The organism is Sphingobium sp. TCM1, assembly GCF_001650725.1.
GTDB lineage: Bacteria > Pseudomonadota > Alphaproteobacteria > Sphingomonadales > Sphingomonadaceae > Sphingobium.
In genome coordinates, this window is the sequence record NZ_LXVX01000010.1 from 1 (window position 1) to 23,804 (window position 23,804).

At 59.3% G+C, this 23,804-nt stretch carries 23 protein-coding genes; 11 read left to right on the forward strand and 12 right to left on the reverse strand.

What is annotated here, in order from left to right:
- Together A7Q26_RS07290 and A7Q26_RS24525 are read left to right on the forward strand one after the other, a co-directional pair.
- Nucleotides 1-728: Mu transposase C-terminal domain-containing protein (locus tag A7Q26_RS07290; RefSeq protein WP_198162869.1), on the forward strand; the 728-nt coding region annotated here is incomplete at its 5' end.
- Nucleotides 655-1,533 carry an AAA family ATPase gene (locus A7Q26_RS24525; protein ID WP_009824028.1) on the forward strand — a complete coding sequence of 293 codons (879 nt, stop codon included), beginning with the start codon at nucleotides 655-657 and terminating at the stop codon, nucleotides 1,531-1,533. The genes A7Q26_RS07290 and A7Q26_RS24525, both read left to right, overlap by 74 nt.
- 204 nt (nucleotides 1,534-1,737) lie before the next feature.
- On the opposite strand, the gene A7Q26_RS07300 is transcribed toward A7Q26_RS24525, so the two are convergent.
- From A7Q26_RS07300 to A7Q26_RS07335, 9 genes are all read right to left on the reverse strand, one after another.
- Nucleotides 1,738-3,225 carry an efflux transporter outer membrane subunit gene (locus A7Q26_RS07300; protein WP_050763085.1) on the reverse strand — a complete coding sequence of 496 codons (1,488 nt, stop codon included), beginning with the start codon at nucleotides 3,223-3,225 and terminating at the stop codon, nucleotides 1,738-1,740.
- Between the two features lie 7 nt (nucleotides 3,226-3,232).
- On the reverse strand, nucleotides 3,233-4,738 hold the full coding sequence (locus A7Q26_RS07305; RefSeq protein ID WP_009824031.1) for an MDR family MFS transporter: 1,506 nt from the start codon (nucleotides 4,736-4,738) through the stop codon (nucleotides 3,233-3,235).
- Nucleotides 4,739-4,791: 53 nt separating this feature from the next.
- Nucleotides 4,792-5,940 carry an HlyD family secretion protein gene (locus A7Q26_RS07310; RefSeq protein ID WP_009824032.1) on the reverse strand — a complete coding sequence of 383 codons (1,149 nt, stop codon included), beginning with the start codon at nucleotides 5,938-5,940 and terminating at the stop codon, nucleotides 4,792-4,794.
- 568 nt (nucleotides 5,941-6,508) lie between these two features.
- Nucleotides 6,509-6,982 carry a hypothetical protein gene (locus tag A7Q26_RS24530; RefSeq protein ID WP_009824033.1) on the reverse strand — a complete coding sequence of 158 codons (474 nt, stop codon included), beginning with the start codon at nucleotides 6,980-6,982 and terminating at the stop codon, nucleotides 6,509-6,511.
- Between the two features lie 149 nt (nucleotides 6,983-7,131).
- Nucleotides 7,132-7,710, reverse strand: a complete 579-nt coding sequence (locus A7Q26_RS07315; RefSeq protein WP_225870697.1) for a DUF4142 domain-containing protein — start codon at nucleotides 7,708-7,710, stop codon at nucleotides 7,132-7,134.
- Nucleotides 7,711-8,109: 399 nt separating this feature from the next.
- Nucleotides 8,110-8,808 (reverse strand): ABC-type transport auxiliary lipoprotein family protein, encoded by a 699-nt coding sequence (locus A7Q26_RS07320; RefSeq protein ID WP_139114816.1) that lies wholly within the window; start codon nucleotides 8,806-8,808, stop codon nucleotides 8,110-8,112.
- On the reverse strand, nucleotides 8,805-9,734 hold the full coding sequence (locus A7Q26_RS07325) for an MlaD family protein (protein ID WP_009824036.1): 930 nt from the start codon (nucleotides 9,732-9,734) through the stop codon (nucleotides 8,805-8,807). Before A7Q26_RS07325 ends, A7Q26_RS07320 begins: the two co-directional genes overlap by 4 nt.
- Nucleotides 9,734-10,522, reverse strand: coding sequence for an ABC transporter ATP-binding protein (locus tag A7Q26_RS07330; RefSeq protein WP_009824037.1), 789 nt, complete (start codon nucleotides 10,520-10,522; stop codon nucleotides 9,734-9,736). The genes A7Q26_RS07325 and A7Q26_RS07330 overlap by 1 nt, the downstream gene beginning before the upstream one ends.
- The gene (locus A7Q26_RS07335) at nucleotides 10,519-11,628 is read right to left on the reverse strand and encodes an ABC transporter permease (protein WP_031291247.1); all 1,110 of its coding nucleotides are present in this window, start codon (nucleotides 11,626-11,628) and stop codon (nucleotides 10,519-10,521) included. The genes A7Q26_RS07330 and A7Q26_RS07335 overlap by 4 nt, the downstream gene beginning before the upstream one ends.
- 222 nt (nucleotides 11,629-11,850) lie before the next feature.
- Between A7Q26_RS07335 and A7Q26_RS07340 the strand changes: the two genes are divergently transcribed.
- The 6 genes from A7Q26_RS07340 to A7Q26_RS25525 all read left to right on the forward strand — a co-directional run bounded on the left by A7Q26_RS07340 (nucleotide 11,851) and on the right by A7Q26_RS25525 (nucleotide 17,572).
- Nucleotides 11,851-12,345, forward strand: coding sequence for a MarR family winged helix-turn-helix transcriptional regulator (locus tag A7Q26_RS07340; protein ID WP_009824040.1), 495 nt, complete (start codon nucleotides 11,851-11,853; stop codon nucleotides 12,343-12,345).
- A complete protein-coding gene (locus A7Q26_RS07345; RefSeq protein ID WP_009824041.1) occupies nucleotides 12,338-13,951 on the forward strand; it encodes an ABC1 kinase family protein in 1,614 nt (537 codons plus the stop codon). Before A7Q26_RS07340 ends, A7Q26_RS07345 begins: the two co-directional genes overlap by 8 nt.
- A gap of 70 nt (nucleotides 13,952-14,021) precedes the next feature.
- Nucleotides 14,022-14,963 carry an MlaD family protein gene (locus A7Q26_RS07350; protein ID WP_009824042.1) on the forward strand — a complete coding sequence of 314 codons (942 nt, stop codon included), beginning with the start codon at nucleotides 14,022-14,024 and terminating at the stop codon, nucleotides 14,961-14,963.
- Nucleotides 14,964-15,178: 215 nt separating this feature from the next.
- Nucleotides 15,179-16,051 (forward strand): alpha/beta fold hydrolase, encoded by an 873-nt coding sequence (locus A7Q26_RS07355; RefSeq protein WP_021245287.1) that lies wholly within the window; start codon nucleotides 15,179-15,181, stop codon nucleotides 16,049-16,051.
- A 160-nt stretch (nucleotides 16,052-16,211) separates the two neighbouring features.
- Nucleotides 16,212-16,976 (forward strand): class I SAM-dependent methyltransferase, encoded by a 765-nt coding sequence (locus A7Q26_RS07360; protein WP_021245286.1) that lies wholly within the window; start codon nucleotides 16,212-16,214, stop codon nucleotides 16,974-16,976.
- A 92-nt stretch (nucleotides 16,977-17,068) separates the two neighbouring features.
- Nucleotides 17,069-17,572 (forward strand): hypothetical protein, encoded by a 504-nt coding sequence (locus A7Q26_RS25525; RefSeq protein ID WP_174401673.1) that lies wholly within the window; start codon nucleotides 17,069-17,071, stop codon nucleotides 17,570-17,572.
- Nucleotides 17,573-17,720: 148 nt separating this feature from the next.
- On the opposite strand, the gene A7Q26_RS07365 is transcribed toward A7Q26_RS25525, so the two are convergent.
- Nucleotides 17,721-18,959, reverse strand: coding sequence for a site-specific integrase (locus A7Q26_RS07365; protein WP_021245284.1), 1,239 nt, complete (start codon nucleotides 18,957-18,959; stop codon nucleotides 17,721-17,723).
- Nucleotides 18,960-19,340: 381 nt separating this feature from the next.
- Here A7Q26_RS07365 and A7Q26_RS07370 point away from each other — a divergent pair, with 381 nt between their 5' ends.
- Nucleotides 19,341-20,048: a hypothetical protein gene (locus A7Q26_RS07370; RefSeq protein WP_230588552.1), complete on the forward strand. Its 708-nt coding sequence runs from the start codon at nucleotides 19,341-19,343 to the stop codon at nucleotides 20,046-20,048.
- Here A7Q26_RS07370 and A7Q26_RS07375 read toward each other — a convergent pair.
- Complete coding sequence (locus A7Q26_RS07375) at nucleotides 20,042-21,082, reverse strand: ParB/RepB/Spo0J family partition protein (protein WP_004212859.1); 1,041 nt, start codon at nucleotides 21,080-21,082, stop codon at nucleotides 20,042-20,044. The genes A7Q26_RS07370 and A7Q26_RS07375 overlap by 7 nt on opposite strands.
- 46 nt (nucleotides 21,083-21,128) lie before the next feature.
- Nucleotides 21,129-22,331, reverse strand: a complete 1,203-nt coding sequence (locus A7Q26_RS07380; RefSeq protein ID WP_004212858.1) for an AAA family ATPase — start codon at nucleotides 22,329-22,331, stop codon at nucleotides 21,129-21,131.
- Nucleotides 22,332-22,360: 29 nt separating this feature from the next.
- Between A7Q26_RS07380 and A7Q26_RS07385 the strand changes: the two genes are divergently transcribed.
- Nucleotides 22,361-22,597 carry a hypothetical protein gene (locus tag A7Q26_RS07385; RefSeq protein ID WP_004212856.1) on the forward strand — a complete coding sequence of 79 codons (237 nt, stop codon included), beginning with the start codon at nucleotides 22,361-22,363 and terminating at the stop codon, nucleotides 22,595-22,597.
- 20 nt (nucleotides 22,598-22,617) lie between these two features.
- Nucleotides 22,618-23,796 carry a winged helix-turn-helix domain-containing protein gene (locus A7Q26_RS07390; protein WP_004212855.1) on the forward strand — a complete coding sequence of 393 codons (1,179 nt, stop codon included), beginning with the start codon at nucleotides 22,618-22,620 and terminating at the stop codon, nucleotides 23,794-23,796.
- Nucleotides 23,797-23,804 lie beyond the last annotated feature (8 nt).

Below are 23,804 nucleotides of genomic sequence, written 5' to 3' on the forward strand. Positions count from 1 at the left end.
GGGGCAGCTTCCCAATGTGCTACGGCTCGGATTTCATCTCCGAGCATATCGAGCAGGCGTGCATCGCCCTCAAAATCCGCCTCATCCATTCGCTGCCGGGGCGTCCTCGCGGGCGCGGCAAGATCGAGCGGCTGTTCCGCACCATCAACGACATGTTCCTGCCCGACCTGCCCGGCCACCTGATCGCGGGCAAGCCGCTGTCGGCGCCAGTGCTCACGCTCGACGAGCTGCGCGCCCGCTTCGAGGCGTTCGTGTGCGGCGTCTATCATCGTCGCCCGCATGGCAGCACCGGCGAACCGCCGATCACGCGCTGGCAGAAGGGCGGGTTCCTGCCCGCAATGCCCGACAGCCTTGAACAGCTCGACATGCTGCTCGTGCACGTGCCCAAGCCCCGTAAAGTGCTGCGCGACGGCATCCGTCTGATGGGCAGGCGCTATGTCGAACCCACGCTCGCGGCCTTCGTCGGCGAGCAGGTCGAGGCGGTCTATGACCCCCGCGACCTGACCGAGATCCACGTCTACCACCAGGGCCGGTTCGTCTGCCGTGCGCTCAGCTCCGAGCACGCTGGGCACCCGTCGTTGCGCGCGATCCAGCGCGCCCGGCGCGGCGCGAAGGAGCGCGACAAGCAGGTGCCTGCCCCCACGGAGACCTTCGATGGCGACCAAGAGGATACGGCTTCCCGGCCCACCACCTACCGAGGGCTCCGGCTCTACGCCGCTGACGATTGAGTTCCTGGTCGAGCAGCCGTTCCTGGCGACCCGCGAACATGCCCGGTTCGTCGAGTTTGCCGAAGCCTGCGCGCACTACCGCTATATCGGCGTGTGTCATGGCCGGCCGGGCGTCGGAAAGACGCGATCGGCGCGCGAGTTTTCCAGCTTCCCCGACCTGGGGGAATATGCCGCGCTCCGTCCCATTGCCGCGCTCCTTGGCGAAAAGGTCGCTCGCTGCCGCGCCGTCTTCTACACCGTGTCGGTCAGCAACACGCCCAAGACGATCGACGCGGTGTTGGGCCTCAACCTCATTAAGCTGGGCTATGCCCGGCTGACGGTCGCGGGCGGCTCGCAGGACGAAATCACCCATGACGCCGCCCGCATCGCCTGCCCCCTCGTCATCGTCGACGAGGCCGACCGCCTGACCATAAAGTCGCTCGAACATCTCCGCGACATGGCCGATCGCCACGGCTTCGGGCTGATCCTGATGGGTATGCCGGGCTTGGAGAAGCGCCTCGCCCGCTATGCCCAGCTCTACTCGCGGATCGGCTTCGTCCACGAGTTCAAACCGCTTACCGAGACCGAAATGCGGCTGCTGCTCGCGACCCACGCCGGCGATTTCGGGATCAGCTTCGACCCGGCCCAACTCGACGCGATCGAAGCGCAGGCAGCCGTGATCCGCATCACGCGCGGCAACTTCCGGCTCATGGAGCGCCTGTTCGCGCAGATGCGGCGGATCATGACCCTCAACCGCGTCGAGGAGGTCACCGCTGACATCGTTCAGGCCGCGCGCGATTGCCTCGTCATCGGACCCGGCAACTGACAAATAGCGCGATCAGAACGCCGCCATTTAGCGCGAGCGTTTACACGCAATCGCCCCGGGGCGCGTTACCCCGCGAAACTCTGTATAATCGCAAGGGCCGCAGGATGGATGCCGAACAGGCGGGTTGCCCTGTGCCAAAAGTCATCATTGGCGGTGGGCAGGGCCGCCGATTCTTGTATTGGCAAGTCCGGACAGATACCATCATTATTTGCTCATAAGGGCTGAGGCTTGACTCCCAGCTTCTGTCCATCCCAGTCCAAGCGACTTCTGTATGGCAACATAGCTGGCGGTGAGGGCCGCAACCGCACTGTGCAGGTTTGCCTCTGCAAGCCGCTGCTGGCGGTCAGCCTCAAGAGCGTCGCCTCTCGAAATGACCTGCCGCGCATAGCGCTGCCGCATCAGCGTTGCCGCTTCATCTGCTGACCGCTTGATTTCGGCAAAAGCGGCGACGTTTCGCCTTTGCTGTGCAAAGCGCGCAAGCGACGTCTCCGCATCCTCAAGCGCGCCGAGCACTACCTGCCGATATTGTGCCTCGGCTTCATCGCGACCAGAGCGTGCCTGTGATATCGCCGCTGACGTTCGTCCAAAATCGAGCAAGCCCCATTGCAGCTGAGGGACGGCGATGTTGGAAATATTGCCCAGATCTACCAGGTCTCCGATCGACGTGCCGCCAATCCCGAGAATCCCCATGAAGCTGATTTTCGGAAAACGAGCTGCTTCCGCGACTCCTATCCGGGAAGTTGTGGCAGCGAGACTGCGCTCCGCAGCGCGGATGTCGGGACGGCGACGCAGGAGCGCCGAAGGGTCTCCGATCGACACCCGCGCAGGGGGCATCGGGATATCGCGCCGTGGCGTCAATAGCGGATCGAGAGATCCCGGCGCTTCACCGGCGAGAACCGCTAGCGCATTCATATATATTACGATCTCAGCATCGGCTGCGGCGAGATCGCTGATCGTGGCCTGAACCGCGCGGTTCGCTTGGCCGACAGTAAAGGCCGGGATTGTGCCTTGCCCGAAACGCTGCCGGGCTAGGGCGAGCTGCTGCCGCTGAATGTCGAGACCTTCGCGAAAAGCGGCGGCGCGCTGCTGCCGGTCACGAAGATTGGTATAGGTCTGCGCGACTTCAGCGCTGAGCTGGACCTTTGCGTCTGCAACATTATACGCCGCTGCCGCCGCCAGCGCGTTTGCCGCTTCGATTTTTCGCACCTGCCCGCCCGCGAGATCTATTTCCCAGTTTGCGTTCAGACCAAGGTTGTAGAAACGCAGAGACGTGTCCGCATCCTGGGCGGATGAAGGCGCCGGAACAGGTGTGGGTGTAGTACTTCCTTGACTGGTCTGGAGATCGATCCCGGGAAGATCGGCAAATATGGCCGTGCCCTGAGCACCAGCCGTCGGCAGGCGGTTTGCTCGCTCCTGGCGTACAGACGCACGGGCTTGGCGAAGTCGGGCCTGCGCAACATCAATCGAGGGATTCGCGACAAGAGTGCGCCGCTCGAGCTCATCGAGAACCGGATCTTGCAGCGTCGCCCACCATTCGGCGAGTTCAGGCTCGCTGGTCGATGCATCTGCTGGTTGACGAACGAATGTTGGCCGCGGCGCGGCTTGGCCGAGCTCTGGTGGTCCGGAATAGTCCGGGCCGACCACACATCCACCAAGGAGCAGCGGAAGGATGAGACCACTTAACTTTGCCATTACCACCTCAATGCATCGTCAGCGACATCCCCTTGGGGAGCGGGCGAAGGAAAAACACGAACGGGAGCGTCACAAAAGTCGCTACCGCCATCGTCAAAAATATGTCGTTATAGGTCATGACGAACGCCTGCTGCTGAATAGTGCCAGCGAGCGACTGAAGGCCGGCGTCCATATTTCCCAGAGTATGAGACATCCCCGCGATATACTCCTGCACGCTTGGATCGTTTGCCCACAGCGTTTCCTCCATCCGTCGGCTGTGGAGTGACATGCGCTGGTCCTGGAACGACGTCAGGGCCGCCAGAGCGAATGAGCCACCGAGGTTTCGCGCAGCATTGAAGATGCCCGAGGCATCTCCAGCATCCTCCTTGCTGACTGAGGTAATGGCGGCTTGGTTCAGAAAGAGCATGACAAAGATCATCCCCACCCCGCGCAGCAGCTGACCGGTAGTAAAGGCTTCGCCTGCGGATTCCACTGTGAGACTGGTGTTCACAAAGCAGCTAGCAGCCATAAGCGCGAGGCCAGCACCAACGGCCAGCCTGATGTCGACAAACCGCATCAGAAACGGTACGAATGGCATCACAAAGAAGGCAGGAACGCCCATGAGAAAAATGACCTGTCCGGTCTCGAGGGCATTATAGTCGGCGATAAGCGACAGGAATTGCGGGATGACGAAGGTCGATCCGTACATCACCATGCCCAGCGCTAGCGCCATTATAACGACGCTGCCGAACTGTCTGCTCATGACGATTCGCAACTTAAGGACGGGCTTTGTTGCCCGGATCTGTCCGATCCCCAACATCACAAACCCTGCTACTGTTATAAACGTCAGCCGGATGATAAGCGTCGATTCGAACCAGTCTTCACGGTGCCCCTCCTCGAGCACGATCGTCAGTCCTCCAAGGCCAAGGATCAGGCCTATAATACCCAACCAGTCGGCCTCGCGAAGATAGACCCAATTCGTACGTTCGTGCGGCAGGCCGAGCAACAGGAGCAAGAGGAGTATCCCGCAGACCGGCACATTGACGAAGAAGGCATAATGCCAGCTCAAATTTTCCGTCAGCCAGCCACCGAGCAAGGGGCCAAGAACGGGCCCCAAGATTACTGTCATTCCGAAAAGGGCCATCCCGATAGGCTGCTGGGGTGGCGGGAGTCGCTTTGCGACAATCGTCATGGCGGTCGGTATCAGCAGCCCTCCCATAAGGCCCTGCCCGGTTCGTCCGATGATCATCGTCATAAGGTCGGTGGCGATGCCGCATAGGATGGAGAACCCGGTAAAGGCAGTCACGGAAATGAGAAGGAGGGTTCTCAGTCCCAAAAGCCGCTCCAGCCAAGCGCTCAGCGGAATGACGACGATCTCGGCAACGAGAAAGGCGGTGGCGATCCACGTTCCCTCAGTGCCGGTTGCTCCGATTTCGCCTTGGATCGTTGGCAGTGCCGAGTTGACGATCGAGATGTCGAGGGTCGCCAGCAGTGCGCCGAGCGAGCCGGCAGCCACAGCGATCCAAGCGGTCAAGTCCGCACGCGCGGAACGAGCTGCGTCTGGAGATGCTGTGACCGTGACCACTGTCAACGCTTCCGGCTTACGGCCTGACGGAGTCGATCCATCTCTCCTCTGGCTGAACGCGTATCGACCGTTACTCCAACCGACATTCCCGGCACAAGGAGCCTGCGCACTTCGAGAGGAGCATCGATTGCAATGCGTACAGGCACGCGCTGTACGATCTTTGTGAAGTTTCCGGTCGCATTCTGGGGGGGGAGCACCGAGAACTGGGCGCCCGTGCCAGGAGCGACACTGGCAATACGCCCGGTCAGTTCGACGCCAGGGAGCGCATCGATTTCGATGCCAACAGGCTGGCCGACGCGCATAAGCCCCAGTTGAGTCTCTTTGAAATTCGCCTCTATGAACAATCGATCGACAGGAACCAGTGTCATCAGGCGCGTACCGGGCTGCACGAATTGCCCGACACGGACAGCCAGGTCGCCCACACGGCCATTGATGGCAGCCTTAAGCACTGTCGATTCGACGTTGACGCGCGCCACCTTGAGTTGGGCACGCGCGGCCTCTGCTTGCGACTGGGCCTGACGTACCTGCGCGCTCAGTGTACCGACACGCCGTTGCGCGGCAATCAGCGCGGCATGCGCAGCATTGGTTCGCTCGCGAGCTTGCCGTGCCTGCGTCTGAAGCTGCGCGAAACGCTCCCCTGGCTCGGCGCCGGATGCGGCAAGCGGCTGATATCGCGTAACCTGCTGTGCGGCGAAAGCAGCCTCGGCGCGCGCCGCGTCGAGCTGGGCTTGCGCTTGCGCTATGGTTGCCTGTTGTTCGGAAATCTGAGAGCGCGTCGTATCCCCCGCAGCCGTTGCCGTTTCGATCTGGCTGGTAATCTGTTCAGTCTGCGCCCGATATTCGCGGGGATCGAGTTCAGCTAGAGACTGCCCCTGCCGAACCGTCTGATTCTCGATAACGAACACCCGTTCAACATATCCGGCGATCTTGGGCGCTGTGATGACGGAATCCGCCGCAACATAGGCGTTGTCGGTCACCTGCATGTATCGGCCCCGGTTCTGATGATCCAAGTACCAGACAAGGCCACCAATGAGCAGCAAGATCGCGCTAATGAGCATCGCCAGGCGAACGCGTGGCGATTTAAGCGGGGACGCTGCCGATTCGCCGAGGCCCTCAGGATCCGCCGAAGCAGTGGCCGACTTGTCCGCCATATAAATTACAATTCCCCATGATGCGCGGTGCGGTTCTGCTCTTGCAGCATTAAAGGGCGCTCGGCAATTGCATATTATATGGAACCTCAGCGTTTACGCCCCTATCATTCGCTCTTGCCCGACGCCGCTGGACCGGTACTAACCATCAGCCGCCCTATCAGGCTGTAGCTCCCCCCAACTTCACGTCAGAATCAGAATATACCGAGGAACGATTTGTTAAGCTGGGGCACAAATACAGAAGCTGAACGCGCATGATGCCCACCATTTCGGCGAGAAGATTACTGGTGCCTACAGGACGGTCGATAAAAACTGAGCCGAGATCCGATGTCCAGGTTCAATCCGCGCAACGATGGGCTATCGTGATATGAGCAGCGCCATCCGAAAATTGCCGTGCCACTTTGATTGGATGGGTGCCGTCACCTTGTCCGACAGCGATATTATGGGCGGTCTCGACCGCTAGTACTTTCTTGTTAGTCTCGCCGGAGTTATTGCCCTGCAATGCCAAGCTCACGAGATAATGCGCAGCCTCACACAGCGGCATTGAATTCAATAGCGTCAGCTTTCGTCGTTAATTTTTACTACCCGGACAGCGCCGTGCGAGCGCTGTTCCACGAAGAAAGCCGCGGCGCGCGAAGCCGGCGTCGATTGCTGACGCCAGGCGTCTTTCGGCCGGAGCTGCGCCCGAAATCTCCCGAACTAAGCCCCGAAACGGTATGATTGTGTTAACAATAGTTTTTCCTCCAGCCTCGGCTAGCCGACCAGGCCTGTTCTCTTTTTTGTTGTTGCCGACGGCAAAATCAGGTCCGAGGACGCTATCGAGCTCCGTGGTTGCGGCCTTGATCTGCGCACAGGATTTCAAACCGGAGAGGCCATATGGATTTTCTTGCGCTCTTTCCAGAATAACTGGAATTTCAGTTTTGGCCGCGCCAATATCTTTCGCCGGCTGAGTGACGATTTCCCGACCGCGGTCAACTGTCTCATCTTTTCTGGCGGGTTGCTCGGGGCTTTGTCCAAGAGCCGCCATGGCAAAAATAAGTATCATCATCCGCCAAATATCCTGAAGACAAGGTTGAAAGCATAAACACGACCGCTGTGGGGTTCACTGTTGCCGCGCTTGAAATAACAGCAGATGCCCACAAGGGCATGACGATCACATTGAGTGGCGCCCGTGAAGAACGGGCGCCACTATGATCATTGACCGCCGGTCAATGCTGAAGGAAGAAGTGCCTTCCCGTTGGTGAGTTCTTGCTCAAGTGTGGGAACGGCGGTGCCCGCGACTTGCTTCAAGGCTGGGTCGGTGCCGTCTTGCGCATAGCCTTTGTTGATGGCCCATGCCGCCTGCAGTACCTGGGCGGACTGGGATAGATAAAGATTATCGAAGCTGCCGCGCGGCGTCTTCTGGAGCAGCTTCACGAGTGCGGCTCTGTCGGAGGAAAGCGATGACGATGGCGCTTTTATCGTCCGCTGATCGTTGCGCAGCGCCGCCATGAGAGCTTTCTGGGCGATTTGCGCTTCTGTCTGAACACGTTTGGCATAAGCCTTCACATCGTCACGCTGGGCCTTGGTCACGGCGAGCTGCGCCGCTTTTATTTGATAGAGGTTCGCATCCGATGCAGCCATCACAAACGCTGGCTCATTCTGTCCAGCTATCGGTGTCGTGCCGGTATCCATGCTCGACATTGAACCTGTGTTCGTTGGCGAAACAGCTTGGGCAAGAGCCCCTGAACCTGAAAGCGCTAGCGCGCCCGCGGCCATAATGACTTTCAGCATAGTACCTTCTCCGTAGAATAGATTGCGAGCGGTCAAGTGGCCGCATCACGTTAAACGTGACCACGTCGTAACGATGCTGTTGGATAATCGTTCCACCATCACCCGCATTGCATAAATTGAATTGTCAAATCAATAGCAATTGAATCGGCAGCAGATTCCATTGGCTAATCGGATAGAAATATTAGGAATTGCAAGATTTGACTTATCACATGGTCGATATGCTATCGCTTATTAAGACCTGGAACCCGATATTCACTATCTTACTTAATTTGGCTCCGATCGGGTCGGTCCTTCAAATAAAAACAAAACTCGTAGATACCTACGAAGGTATCCGGCGCATGGCGATTTTGTACATGCAATTACGCCCGAAAGTTGCTGAGATCGGCGACAGGCTCATGATCAATTTATCTCCTGCTTGCGATCCATCCGATCCTTGGATGTATCTAGCGCGCGCTCTGTGGAATGCTTCCGCGCTGTATCCGCGGACCAATCCGTCAATTCTGTGGTTGAGCGAGCTACTGCACGATCGAAAGCGGCGACTATCCCACTTGTGGTATTTGCGGAAGCTGGCTCCTGCACCAAGAAGCGCTTGGCCTCGACGGGACGACGATCAGAAAGATCAAACAGGGTTGCATCGCCTTCGATAATGACAGTGGGCGGTGCTTTTTCACCCCCATCTAGGGCATACCTTGCTTCGAATCGCTCGATATCAATCTGCAGCGCATGCGATGCCCCGGTGGCGTTTCTCACGCCCGTCAGGCGCACGTCAGGTGCCCGCGCCGCATATTGACGCATCAGCGCCTGGGTGAAAAGATCGGGGACCGGCGCCACCCAACGAACCCCCTTGAGGTAGAGCGCACGCTCCCCCCGCGTGGTGAGCATGCGATCGCCCTCCACCTCCTGCGAGAACCGGGGGCGAAGCAGAGATACAGAGCGAGTCGGGAGCGCACCCTGCATCCCGGTGACGGGCGTGGGGTCAACCACGCCAAACCTGAAAAGGTCAGCGCGCTCGCCGCCGCCTAGCAGGTTTCCACAGCTAGCCAGCAGCAAGGCGCTCGACAGAAGTGCAAAAGTCCGATTCCTGGTTGATAATGTCACTTAGGCAACTCCAGTTCAGTACCCCGGCTTTTGGCCAGAGCTTCGCGGGGACTTTGTCGGATCCCGCGAATTAGCCCGTCCAGCGATTCAGCTGTTTCTTGCAATGTCAGCATAGTCGCATTGATATTAGGGATCGTGGTCGTGCCGATATCGGCGCTTTGCGTGTCGAGTTTGGCGATCACGCCGCGAGCCTCATGAACTGCCGATTTGAGCTCGTTTGCCGCTTGGGAGATGTCGGCGAAGGCGCGCTTGCCATCGCCATCGGCAATCTGCCGAACGGACGAGGCCGCGCCCTGAATATCGTCAGCCGCCCGATCCAGTTTGGCGAGCGCAGAACCGGCATGGGCGAACATGGTCCGATTGGCCGCCAGTTCCGCCGTAGTCATTCGGACATCGCGAATGGCGCCGCCGATGTTGGCGATATTACGGTCAGACAGGACCTTGTTCACACGGCTCAGTGCCTCGGTCGCGCTTGCCACCACCTGTCCGCCGCCTTGCAGCAACGAAGACATAGCGTTGGGCTTGCTGGGGATGACAGGTCGCTTACCGTGATCATTGGTCTTGAGAAGGGGCTTGCTCGGCGTGCCAGCGCTGATTTGAACGATGCTGACCCCTGAGATGCCCTGACTTTCAGAGGATGCGACCGAATCTTCGCGGACCGGTGTCCCGCGCGTCAGTTCGATATCCGTGATAACACGGTTGGGGTCGCGTTGGTCGAGGCGGATTCCGCCGATTTCCCCGACCTTGATGCCGTTGAACTGCACTTCGCCTCCAACGCTTAAGCCTCTGACCGGCCCATGAAACACGATCTGGTAAGAATCACTTCCTTTGGCCGAACCGCCGAGCCAGACAACAAAAACAAGCGTGGCGATAAGCAACGCGATGGAGGCGGCGCCTACCAGAGCATAGTTGGCATGGCGTTCCATCAGCTTTCTTTCTCTTTTTTGGCGGCACGGCCTCGCGGTCCCAGAAGATAGCTCCGGATCCACGGGTGATCTGACCGTTCAAGTTCTTTGATCGTTGCAACAGCGGCGATTTTCTTGTCAGCGACAACCGCAACGCGGTCGCAAATCGCGTACAGAGTATCGAGGTCGTGGGTGATTATGAACACGGTGAAGCCAAGAGCATCCCGCAATGTTCTGATAAGATCATCGAATTCGGCTGCAGCAATTGGATCGAGGCCGGCAGTCGGCTCGTCGAGAAAGAGGATATCCGGATCCAGCGCGATTGCGCGGGCTACCCCCGCGCGCTTGCGCATTCCGCCAGATAGCTCGGCAGGCTTCAAGCAGCCTGCATCTTCCGGCAAACCAGCAAGCTTGATCTTCAGCCTTGCAAGATCGTGCACATACTCATGTGTGAGTTTCGTATGTTCTAGAAGTGGCGCCTCGACATTTTCCTGTACGGTGAGAAAGGAGAATAATGCGCCTTGCTGGAACATCACCCCAATCCGACGCTCGACTTCACTGTGCGCTTGCGGATCGCGGATGTCCTGCCCGAATATCTCGACGGATCCGCCATCGGGCTGCTTGAGGCCCAGGATAGTGTTGAGCAGCACCGACTTACCGGAACCCGATCCGCCAACCACACCCAATATCTCACCGCGCTTGACCTCAAGGCCGAGATCCTCATGGATGACCTTGTCGCCAAAAGCCGTGCGCAGGCCTTTGACGCGAATGGGCACGTCTTCGGCATCGGTTTCCAGAGGCGCGCTCACAGATCGAGCGCCATGAAGATCACCGCGAAAATCGCATCGAACATAATGACCATGAAGATTGACTGGACGACCGCGGATGTCACATTTTGACCAAGGCTTTGGACATCGCCGCCGACCATAAGGCCATGCCGACAGCCCGCAGCAGCGATGATCAGAGCCAGAAACGGCGCTTTGCACATGCCTATCCAGAAATGCTTAATGTCTACCGTTTCGAGCGTACGCTGGATGAAAAAGACCGGGCTGATATCAATCGTCACCCAACTGACCAACAGTCCGCCAGCAAGACCGCCGATATCCGCGCAGAAGGTCATGAGAGGCATCATGAGAAGCGCGGCTAATATGCGCGGGATTACCAGCGCATCGAAACGGTCCACACCCATAACCTGCATCGCATCGGTTTCCTGGTTCATCCGCATCGAACCGATCTGAGCGGCAAAGGAAGATGCGGAACGTCCAGACAGAAGGATGGCGGTGATCACTACGCCGAACTCGCGCAGGATGGCCACGCCCACCAACTGGATCGTGAACACCTCAACGCCAAGCGTTGTCAAAAGGTTGGTGCCAACAAGCGCAATGACCGCGCCGATGAAGAAGGTCATGATAAAAACTATCGGAAGCCCATTAATGCCCGCGTCCTGCATGAAAGCGACAAGCGGCGTCATGCGCAATCGGCGAGGATTGCCAAGCGTACGGCCGAGCGCGATAATAAGCTGTCCAGTGAACACCAGCATCTGGTAGGCGTCACCGGCGGTCCCGATTACCTGACGGCCGAAGCGCTCGAAAAATCCTAGAACACCAGTGACGCCAGCCTTACCGGACGACTCTTGTTCAAGGGCAGGTCGAACAAGGTCTATCAGCCTTTGCAAATCCTCTCTTTCGCCAAAGTCAATTTCGGCGCCTGGAGCCATGGACCGCAAAAGTAGGAGGGCACCAGCAGTGTCGATCCGCCCTAGAGCAGAAAGATCGAGACGCTGCACGTCTAGACTCCTGGCCGCCTGGGCATCCAGGCGCCCTTCCGCATCGCCCAAAGCAAGCGAAGTCCAGTCACCGCTCACATGCAGAGTCTGGCCGCCACCCTCGTCAATATGCCAATCTGCCGCGATCATCGCACTGGCAGCATGGGAATTGAACAGCGGACGATTTCGGCTGCTGCTGGCATCAACGCCACGCAGCGCATATCTTGAACTACGCCATGGTCAAGCATTGGGGTCTCACGATGACGATCGAGCAATGGCGCGCCAAAGGCCAAGAGCGGTCAGCTTCGTCGCAGTCATAACTTTATCCTCTCCTCTTGCCATGCCATCAAAGATTGAGCAAGGACATAACATATGGAACCTCAGGAAGTTCATTTGCGCGCGCTCGCGACGGCCTTTGGCTGGACCTGGTACAGAATGCGGCGGCTGATCGACGCGCACCTTGCGTCCCAAGGTGCATCGATGGCCCGTCTTAAGCTGCTAGTATATCTCGCCGAGCAACCCAGCCGCTCAACCGATATTGCAAGCTTCTTCGATCAGGCCCCGCGCACGGTAACCCAGGCGATTGACTGGTTGGAGCAGAATGGTCTGGTCACACGCTCGCCCGTTGAAGAGGACCGCCGTGTAAAGCTCGTGGAAATCACGGACGCAGGCAGGGCGATGCTGGAGCAGGCCCTGCCACTCTACGATGGCATTGTGGCAAAGACCTTCGGCAGCTTGACCGCGGAAGAACTGGAAGCATTGGATAGGGCGATCCTTCACCTCGACAAGGTCGTGGATCAACTCGAAACGCAAGCTGGCTTCCGCCAAGGTCGGGTCCCCACGCTCAAGGCACATAACGATGGCTGATCCTCATTTGATGGACGGGCCTGAAGCGGTCGCATTGAAGGAGCGGGAGCGGTTCGCACAAATCCTGCTTCTGTTCGGGCGACATGGCCTCAAGGGAATGGCCTCCCGGCTAGGTCTCAGACTGGGTGGTGAGGAACCATTTGATAGCGCTCGACCAGAAGCAGTCGTTGCGCTGCTGCAAGATATCGGTCCTGCGGCGGTCAAGTTCGGGCAGATTCTTGCAATGCGAAGTGATCTGTTGGAGCCCGATTGGATCGATGCGCTTTCGAAACTTCAGGACCGGGTTCCGCCGCTGCCGTTCGCCACCGTGCGACCACTTATCGAAGAGGCGATCGGCGGAACTGTGGAAAGCTATTTCGCCTCGTTTGAAGACGAAGCGATTGCGGCCGGCTCGATCGCTCAGGTCCATGCAGCAACGCTGCTCGACGGCCGGGACGTTATCGTCAAGGTCCGTCGTCCCGGGATCGAGCGGATTGTCGACGCCGACCTTCGGCTGCTGCGCCGCGTCGCCCGGATCGCAGAGCGCCGCATCCCCGAGATCGCGCGACTCAAGCCGGACGAACTGCTGCGCCACTTCGCTGAAAGTATCGATCGGGAAATGGACCTCGGCGCGGAAGCTCGCGCCAGCGATACGATCGGAGAGTATCTCAAAGCTTTCGGCGTGCGAACGGCTCGCTTCGACTGGGAGTTGTCCGGCAGGCGTGTCAACATACAGGAGCGGTTTCGAGGCCTCGCGGCAAGCGATCTGGAGGCGGCACGGCAGGGCGACCTTGATCTCACGAGCCTCGCCAGCACCTATGCGCAGGCGATCCTCCACATGATCGTCATCAATGGTCATTTCCACGCCGATCCCCACCCCGGCAACGTCTTTTTCCTGGAGGACGGAACGCTGGCGCTTATCGACTTCGGAGCGGTGGGGACGCTTCTGCCGAGACGCCGGGAGGAATTGGTACGGCTTGGCCTGGCGATCGCGGCGGCGGACACAAGCGGGGTCGTCGATATTCTGCTGCTTTGGGCGGGCGACCCTGATGTTGACCGTGTCAGGCTGGAAGAGGCCCTGGACGAACTGATCAACCGTTTCAGCAATGTTCTGCTGGAGCAAATTGACCTTACCGACATTTTCAAGATGGTCTTTGCGATACTGCGCGACTTTCATCTCGCGCTCCCGCCCGATCTGGCACTGGTGCTCCGGACGCTGCTCACAGCAGAGGGATTTGTCCGGCGCATCGATCCGACATTTGACATCACTCGAGAACTGGCTCCGCTGGCAAAGGAACTGATGCGCGAGCGAACGAGTCCTGCGCGATTGCGTGGCGAAGCGGGCAAGCTATTTGCAGCGCTTGGAAGAGCCGCCTTGTCAACGCCGAGCCTGGTGGGACAGATCGAGAGAGTTGCGCGTACCGGGTCTATCACCGTCAGTATCGCACCCAGGGATCTTGAACGATTGCGCGGCGATGAGCGCAACAGCAGAGCCACTCCCCAGCTCTACCCCGCAGCATTGGGAATATGTGCTGCAATCCTTTTCGCCTCGGAACCGATGATCGCCGGGCTGCTGGCGGTGCTTTCCATTGCCCTGGCAATTGGCGAACGAGTGAAGCGGCGATGATCACGTTCCAAATCTCGCGAAAAGTCAAAGCTTATTTGTCGCGCTGCCGGCTCCAGGATTTCTAGGTCGCATGGAAACGCGTTCGAACTGGTTGAAGGTGAGCCTTGTTGTCGGCCTGCTCATAGCCGCCGTCATTGGGTTCACCCTGTGGCTCATCCAGTCGCGTGAGGCTGACGGGGCCACGTATGAGGTGCAGTTTAAACAATCGGTCGACGGCGTTCAAATCGGATCGGGCGTCAACCTTCTTGGTGTTCCCGTCGGGAAAGTAACCCAGGTCCGGCTCCAACCTTCAAATCCGGGTACGGTGATGGTCCGGTTCGTCCTTACCAAGGACATCTTACTCCATCGCGGCGTGACAGCGTCGATCGATAAATCATTCTTCGATGGATCGGCAGAAATAAGCCTGGCGGGAAGCAACAAGCGTGAACCGGCACTTACAGTTCAAGCGGGACAGCCATTCCCGCTTGTGCCAGTGAAGACCGGCGGTCTCCTGAGCGGTGATCTCAATCCAGGCGAGATGATCGCCAAGATATCGTCAGGTGCCGAGAGCATCTCAAAGAAGCTGGACCCTGCCGGTCAGCGATCAATCGAGGAACGTCTTGGCCAACTCGCGCTGCGCTCGCGGGACTGGAAAAGCGATGCCAGTCAAATCGCGGCGGAGGTCCTGCAGGAAGACAGGATCCATTCTCTAGGGAATGTGATGGCTCGGGCGGGAGACGACGCGGAGAGGCTTCGCCTGAGGCTCGAGGCATCGCGGGGCGGTCTTCGCGACAGCCTCGGCCGGCCCTTGCATGATGCCGAAGGCAAGGCCCGGTCTCTGGGCCTATCCATTGCACACGCACGGCCCCGGATCAGGCAATTGGAAGGGGATGCGCAACAAATCGCCGAAACCGCCCGCTCCGTTCGCGAACCAGTTCGACGCGTGGGCGATGCGGCCAAGAAGATTGACCGGGAAGGCTTGGGATCTCCCAAACTACCTGACTACCGGCCCACGACTGAGGAACGGAAATAGATGATCGCGATCGACCGCTCAGGAACGGACCAACCCTCGTCTTCATGCACAGGCGCGCAATCAGCTTCTGTGAAGCACGAAGTCAGGACGATAGAACGACCCTCTCAATTCTTCGCGCGTGTGTGGATGCAACGTCCTGAAGTGGCGCAAAGGCAACGCCAAAAATGGACTAAGGGGTTTATCTTCAATCGGGCCTGCAAGACCGAGACTGGTGGATGACCGGGAAGAATCGCACAATCGATGGAGCCGCTGGTATCAGCCTGGCTGTTGAAGTGAAGGGCGAGTGCGGGGCGATGCCCGTCTTGCTTGCCCACGGGGCGGGTCAGACTCGCCGCGCCTGGAAGCGGGTAATGCAAGATCTGGTCGAGGCGGGGTTTCGCGCTATCGCTATCGACATGCGTGGGCATGGCGACAGCGACTGGTCGAGCGCAGGTGCCTATGACGTGCGCGACTTTGCGGCCGATCTCGTCGCGGTAGCATCAAGAATGGATCGCAAACCGGCTCTGGTAGGCGCCTCCCTTGGCGGCCTTGCCGGAATGATAGCCGAAGGAGACCTCGCCCCAGGCAGCTTCGCGTCGCTCACTCTTGTAGATATAGCCCCGCGTATCGATCCGGGCGGCGTGATGCGGGTGGTCAGCTTCATGCAAGAACATGTCGAGACTGGCTTTTCGTCTCCGGAAGAAGCTGCACAAGTCATTGCGCGCTACATGCCTCATCGTCGCAAGCGCAGAGCGGGTGATGGCCTGCGGCACTATCTCCGGCATAAAGAGGATGGCCGCTATTACTGGCACTGGGATCCAGCATTTATTAGCAATATGGTGGCTGCACATTGCAGCGATACCGCGCATCAGGAGCAGCAAGTCAATATATTATACAAGGCTGCCGCTAATTTGACGCTACCGCTTCATCTGATCAGGGGCGGATCTAGTGATCTTGTCTCGAAAGGCGCTGTCGAACATCTACGCGAATTGGCGCCGCATGCTGAATATACCGACATAATCGATGCCACGCATATGGTCGCAGGCGATGCAAACGACGCCTTTTCTGCCGCAATTCTCGGCTTTTTAGGGCGCCAGTCGACCTCCTAGAGGGACGAGCATGGGAGAAGAGATTTTGCTCCAGATCATCGAGGGTCGGACGACTTGCTGTGCAGAGCGCCATACATTGGTGGGTTTGCCTAAGATGACACTCGGTAACTGGCTGCTGCCTCGCTCACTGGACTGCTATCCATAACGAAGGTGACGAAAGTTGACGACCAAAAATCTGACCGGCATGCTGGCCAAAAAGATGCCGCAGGAAACAGGCACCGCGCGCACAAAGGGCGAAACCCTGTTCCAGCTATTCTTTGCGCTCATCCAATGGCCTTGGCTGTTGAAAAGCCTTTATGGGGGAAACAAAGCTGAAAAAAATGCTGTTCTTGAGCGTATAAACCTTGAACAGGACGCCTTGCCTCATCTTGGCAGCTGGAAAGCAGACACTTACCTTCTTCACAGGATTGTTGATGAGATTGAAGTCCGACAACCGAAAAATGTTGTGGAATTAGGTTCCGGAGTAACTTCGCTGGTTATCGCCAAAGCATTGTCGCTTCACGGTGGCGGGCATTTATACAGCTACGATCAGTATGAACCGTTCGTTGAGCAGATGGGCATTTGGCTCGCTGAGCACCACCTGTCGGCAAGTTTCAGCCATGCTCCGCTGAACTTTCGGGACAAGGCCTGGCCTGGATTATGGTATGTCTTGCATCACCTTCCAAAGACAATTGATCTGCTTGTCATAGATGGACCGCCTTGGTCAATACATCCCTTTACCCGAGGAATGGCGGAACGCCTTTTCGAACGTATCGCACCGGGAGGCCTTATCATGCTCGATGATGCAGCAAGACCAGGAGAAAGATACGTGGCGCGACGCTGGAGGAAAACCTGGAGAGACTTCGAGTTCAAGTTCGAAGGCAAGGGCGCCAAAGGCCTGCTAACGGGACGGAGGATCGACGGATCAGATAATCGCCAAAAGTGACGCTGCAATGCATTATCGACTTCCGTTGCTGATTCGGTTTGATCATTCCCAAGGGTTCCGGACGAGTCTTTGAAGGGCACGTCCGGAGCCTTTTGAGCACCAATGCTGCATTGGAGCGGATCATCTTGCCCATCCTCGAAGCATGGCGCAGCATGCGCAGCCAGACCGCAGAGCTCGGGAAGCAGCTCGTTTGCGGGGCACCAGAGCGACGCGTGCAAGCTGGCAGTCATAATGCATCAGATGCTGAAGACTGGCGAGCTGTTCGACAGGTCAGCAAACGCAAAGCCTTAAACCAGTTCACGAGGAAGCTAGAAGGAAAAACCATAGCCGATCACGCCGGTATCCGGCGCCCGGTCGTCTCGTCGGGACGTTGGTCAGGCCATTCCGTCCAACAACGTTCCAGTTGCAATTACTGTCGGCAAAATGCGCGCACCACACTGGAAGGCCTCTCTTGCGAAACCCATCATGCGGCGGAACATGTCGACCGCGCAGACAACCATGCTCCTGGCAGCGCCCACCTTAAAGGCGCCAGGGTACCGAGCCTGTCGATCTTTATGACTGCAGCTGCCTGTCATCCCGCCACGGCAGCCCAGTGATGTTGCGAAAAGGTGCTTGCTCAGCGGTTCGCGATTAGACAACACCTTGGGCACAATCTAAGAAAGCCGTTGCACCGCCCCGTGCTGGCACCAAAGAAGGCCTCGAAATACAAAGGGGCTAGGGAGCAGCTGTCGATACCGGGCGCGGTCATTTCAACCTGTCCATCAGGCGGCCGACGGCGCCCGCTTCGGCGGCCAAATTACGGTTGTAGCTCAGTGGCATTCGTGGCGACTTCCACCGCAAAGCATCCATGATACCCGCGAGATCCTCGCCACTCGCGAACAAATCCTGGTTCAGCCCGATCCGTGTCGAGTGCGCGCTGATCCCTTTTAGCAATCTGGCCAAATCCTCGGCTGTCAGATCGGGCAGCGCGCCGAGGTCGAACGCCCGCTTGATGATCGACCGGAAAATCGGCCCGATCGAGCCCGGGTGGAGCGCCAGGCTGCCGATGTCATATTCGACGCGCGCCTTCACGGCAGGCTTCGAGAGTGTCTTGCGCAGGTCCCAAGCCTCACGACCTGAAATGCTGTCGATCGCCCGACCGCGCACGGCGGCGCGCGCCTTGTAGCGCCGCACCTGCACCCGCCGGAACAGCGGCCCGGCCGATAGCTCGGCAGCCTCGGTCCAGGCCATGATCGCCGCGACGGTGCGGGGGCTAAGATAGGCGGTCGCCCCCTCCCCGTCCTGATCGCCCTTACTGCGCAGGATCTGCAGCAGGCGTGACTCGGGGTCGATCGCCTCCTCGATATGCTCGACGGCCACCGCCACGAGTTCGGAGGCTCGCAGGCCGGTATCATAGGCCGCCGACAGCAATGCACGATCGCGAAGGCCCGGCAGATCGTCTCCGCAGCTCTCTAGCAGCGCGCGGATGTTGAGCCCACGCGCCTTGTCACGCTCGACGTCGCGCACCGGGCCCTTGAACCGCAGCGGCCGCGCCTGCTTCTGCGCCGTCCCCTTCTCACGGCGCACGGCCTGCAGCCGCAACTTGACCAGCGGCGCCGGCGTCGGATCCTGGCGGTCGAGCAGTTGATGAATCTTGGCGATCGACGCCTTGTACCGGGATAGCGACGCTGGACGGCTCCCCTTCCCCGCCCGCGCATCCAGATAATCGGCCACGGTCTCAGCCGTCGCCGGCAGCGCGATCCGGTTGGTGCGCCGACACCAGCTGTCGAATGCTTCGATGTCGGACTTGAGCGCGCGGATGCTGTGAGGCGACGAAGCGGCCTGATAGGCGGCGATCAGCGCCTCGTTGACGGCAATGCGCTCGCCCGCGCGCATCTGCACGATCGTCCAGGCAAGGTCGGCCGGCGCGCTAACGGTTGGCAGGATCGCCTCAGGCGCCGCCACAGCGTTTTCTGACCCTTCTAAGCCGGTTTCGGTGCCCATCCTGCGCCACGCTCCTCAGCGGCCCTTGTAGCTCACCTAATAAAGAGAGGTCAATTCCGCTTATGCGATAACTGCAATTATCACATGTCGATTTCCCATCAGTATCGGCTGCCTCAACTAACATGTGACTTTGGTTGAGATCACCGATAACCATATCGGATGCCGAGGCCGCCCTCCCCTGCCCCACTGCTGCTCATCGGTCGGCTCGACGGTCGTCTTTTTCGTAGTCCAGCACGCGACATTTGGCTTGGGAGAGCGCGAATGTCAGCGACCTCAACAGTTGCCGCGCTCGCGGGGCTACCGGTCGACACAAGCGACCTGCTTGCCTGGATTACAGGCCGGAGCCCTCCTCCTCGCCACTGTGAAGGCCTGAATGACCCCATGTCGGTCGCAGCACTCGTGCACTTCGTGCTGCTCGCACAGGAAGCAGAAGGTGATGCCGTGGCCAAGGCGACGCTCAACGCGCTGCGCCTGCTGCTCGACGATCGAGAGGAGGCGCAGACCTGGGGCCGCCACGACCTCGTTCTATTCGGATCGGCGTTTCGAGCGGCCAAGCGGAGGTTGGCCGAACCATATCCAGCCCCTACCCTTCTGGCGGTCGCAGAGCGCCTCCTGGAGGTCCACGCGGAGCTCGAGATCGCGCCGGTCGGCGGTCGGTCCCTAGCGACGCTGGACGGGCGCCAGCTCACCGTCGATCCCCGAACCTTCGGCACGATCTGGCTGTTGGCCTGCCATCTTCCAATGGCGCTGCTCGCCGCAGGATTTACCTCCCAGATCATCCCGTCGTTCGTGTGCCTTCCAAGATTCTTCGGCGTCACTGCGCGCGATCTTGCCGTTGATCTCGAAAAGCGCCTTGGAGACACCGCGCTGACTGGCCTGAAAGAACTTGATGCCGTTGAAAGGCTCGATGCCAACCTTCCCAAGGAGCTCGGCGTCACCCGGCGCAGTAAGCTCCCTGCCCTCATGCGCTTAGAGGCTGCCTTTCCGGGCATCCGCATCCCTGCGATCGCACGGCTTCTTAAAATCTCTCCTCAAGGAGCGGCGAAGCTTGCCAGCCGGGCGAGAGAGAGACGCGGCCACCCTTATTGAGGCCAGTGATAATCGAGAAGGTCGCGTAATGCTGCTTCGGCCTCCGCTCGACTCCCGCCGCCTTTGTGGAAGAGCGTCAGCGTCACGCCACGCCTGTCCTTTCCGTCGACGCGAAGCAGTGCCGTGCCGCCGGGGCTATGCACGACCACGGAATCCGATCCTGTCCTCTTGGGGGCTTTTGCCGGCTTGGGCTCCTTCTTGCGCGGCGCGGCCGACCCGACCACCGCTAACAGGGCGCGAATCGTCTCAGGAGCATTGGCGGGCAACCCCTCATTGCCTGCCGCGCGCGCTTCAAACAGACGACGCGCCTCGGCGAGCACACGCGAGCGATCATCGTCGGATTTCAGCACAGGCTTCAGACTGCCGATATGCGAGATCTTCAGCTCGAAAGGATCTGGGAAAGCCGCGACGACGGCTTCAGGCAATCTGGCTAGATCAAGGTAACGGCTGACCCACGCCTCGGACTGGTTCAGCCGCCTCGCCATCTCCTTCTGGCTGCCGCCATAATAGAGATCGAGCGCCTTAAGATAGTCTCGCGCTCGCTCCAGATCGCTGAGATCCTCGCGCGCCCGGTTCTCCAGATCGGAAATGCGAAACGCCTGCTCATCCGTCAGATCGCGCACTTCCACGAGGTAGCGCACCTCGGGATGATTGTTCGCCCGTAGCCAAGATACCGACCAATGGCGGCGAGCCCCGCAGATGATCTCGAAATCATAGTCCGGCTCATGAATGCGCCGAACGATCGCGGGGACCTCCTGCTTGCCCTGCGCGAGGATACTCTCGATTAGATCGTCACACCGTTCACGGCTCAGTGCGCCGTAGTCCCGATTGTGCCGTTCCCAAATCCGGCAGCGCGCCGGATCAACGAGTTCCTGCGGGTTATTCACCACCGCACCGGAAGCTAGTTCGGCCAAGCGATTGTTACGGCCGCCAAGGACCCCTACCCCCAAACGCGGACCACGCTCCTGACCTTCGGCGCTGGGCTCCACAGAGGACGCCAGATCGCCTAGAAAGCTCTTGTTCTTCGAACTCATTTTGCCCCCCTATTTGCCGAAATTGCAGGGCTGCAATTCTTGTCCATCACGCATGCCCATCCTTGCGCAAACGGCTCAGATGGCTGGGCCAGGTCTTACGAATATCAAGCTCGATCTCGGCATTCACGCCATCGAGATAGGTCAGGCAGCGATCACGCACGGTCTTGCTCGTCATCGGGCCGTCCAGTTCGTAAACGGTCATCAGACGGGCGGTAGCGTTGTCGATCTCGGCAGAGTCCTTGAGCGGCGAGCGTACCATGGCGGTTCCGTAAACCTGCCGCATCAGGTCGAGCAGGCCCTTCTGCATCGATTTGCCCTCATCCACCTTCGATGCCACGAAGCGCAGGAAGGACAGCTGCGGCGCGAGGTCGTGCGTCGAGAGTTCCTGAATGGTCTCGTCGAGCATGGCGAGAAAGGCAGCCGTCGAGGAGAAGTCCATCACGGTTGGTGGAACCGGCACCACCAGTGCGTTGGCTGCCCTGAGAACGGATAGGGAGATTGCTCCCAAGGCTGGCGGCGGATCGAGGATCACTACATCGTAGAGATCCTGCACCGAGGCGATACCCTGCGCCATTCGATCGAGCAGAGCCCCCTGCCCCCGCGCCATACGCGCCGCGAGTTCATATTCCGACTGGAAGAGACGCAGGTTGGCCGGGATCAGGTCAAGACCATCGAAATGGGTCTTGCGGATCGCATAATCGAGGGACTTGCGTTCACCCTCTCGCAGGTACGGATAGAGCGTGTCGTTCTCGTTCAAATCGAGATCCGGCACATAGCCGAAAAGGGTCGTAGCAGACGCCTGGCTGTCGCAATCAATCAGGAGGACACGATAGCCGCGGATCGCCAGATATTGCGCCAGATGGACCGACACCGTCGACTTGCCGACACCACCCTTGAAGTTCTGGACCGCGATGACAGAACACGGGTCGCTTGGATCGCGCCATGGGCGCGTGCCAAAGGCGCCACGCATGTCATTCAACTGAGCAAGCGTGTATCCCATGCGCCGACCGCTTTCTGTCCGCGGAGGTGGCACAAGACGGCCATCGCTCTCGGCCTCGCGAATCGCTCCGGTCGTCCGCCCCACCAGATCGGCGGCCTTTCCGATCTGAAACGTCGGTTCTCGCCGCTCGTCGGCGCGCGCGCTTCGGGCCGAGTTGCGCAGCTTTTCAAGGACAGAGGAAGACCGAGCAGCGAGCGACGCAACATCGAGTGTTTCCCCCATCCGCACTTCATCAATTGCGGACGCCATAGCTGCTCCTGTTAAAGTCTGGAGCATCCATGTTCGATTTTCACTTTTTGGTCAATATCCGCCCGAAATTTGACAGTTGGACCATGGAGACCGTCGGATCGCCAGCCCGTACTTCTATCCTGTCCTCTTGGGGGCTAATCGACGCCTTCATGGCAGGAATTGCAGCCCTGCAATTTGTGCCAGACGCGCCTTCCGCTCGCAACCTGACTCGGTGGGGGCACAGGATTGACGATAGCGCGACGTTCATCCTTGCGGGTCGCAAGTGACCGCGTTGATATGTGTCGTCATGACAGAGAGCCTCAACCCCGCGCTTGCCCGACGCATCGCCCTTGCCGCGCAAGGCTTTGGTGAGGCCATGCCTTCTATTGTCAGGGCTAACCATTTGCGGCGTACTATCGCCCGGCTCGGTCTCCACCAGATCGACAGCGTCAACGTGTTGACGCGAGCTCACTACCTTCCGGCCTATTCGCGCCTTGGTGTTTATGATCCGAGGTTGCTGGAGGCCGACGCCTGGGGGCCACTCCGATCGCGTCGGCTCTTCGAATATTGGGCGCACGAAGCGTCTTTGATCCCCCTCCCCCTCCAGCCGTTGCTGCGATGGCGACAGGCAATGGCAGACGCTGGCGAGACTGGATGGAAGGGTCTGCGCATATTCGCGCGCGATCGGCGGGCGGACGCGATCTCGATCCTCGAGCGCATCCGCAACGACGGACCCCTCGCTGCATCCGATATCGAAAGCGGGAAGCGACGCGCAGGCTGGTGGGAGTGGGGCGACAGCAAGATGGCGCTGGAGTGGCTTTTCTGGTCCGGCCACATCACCACTGCGACACGACGTGCGAGTTTCGAGCGAGTGTATGATCTCACCGAGCGCGTGTTGCCACAGACGATCCTCGCTCTCCCCACCCCGGAACCTGCGGCAGCCAGACGCCAACTCATTGAGCACAGCGCCCGCGCCCTTGGCGTAGCAACGGCAAAAGATCTGCGTGACTATTTCCGGCTTTCTCCAACAGAGGCTCATCCAGCTATTGCGCAGCTCGTGGAGGAGGGCGTCCTTCAGCCCGTGAAGATTGATGGGTGGAACCAGTCAACGTGGTTGCACCGGGAGGCGAGGCGCCCACGACGAATACGCCATGCCGCTTTGCTAGCGCCATTCGATCCATTGATCTGGGAACGCGACCGCGCCGAGCGCCTCTTTGGCATACGCTATCGGATCGAAATATACGTCCCTGCTCCGCTGCGCACCTATGGATATTATGTTCTACCGTTCCTGCTTGATGAGCAGATCGTCGCACGGGTCGACCTGAAGGCAGACCGGAAAGCGAAAGCGCTACTCGTTCAACAAAAGACGTTCGAGAGCGACGCGCCTGCTCATGCCGGCGAAGAGCTGGACGAGGCCCTCCGGTCAATGGCGCGGTGGCTGGGATTGGACCGTGTGATATTCGGCGATGCGGTGAGGGGCGTGTGACCGCCTGC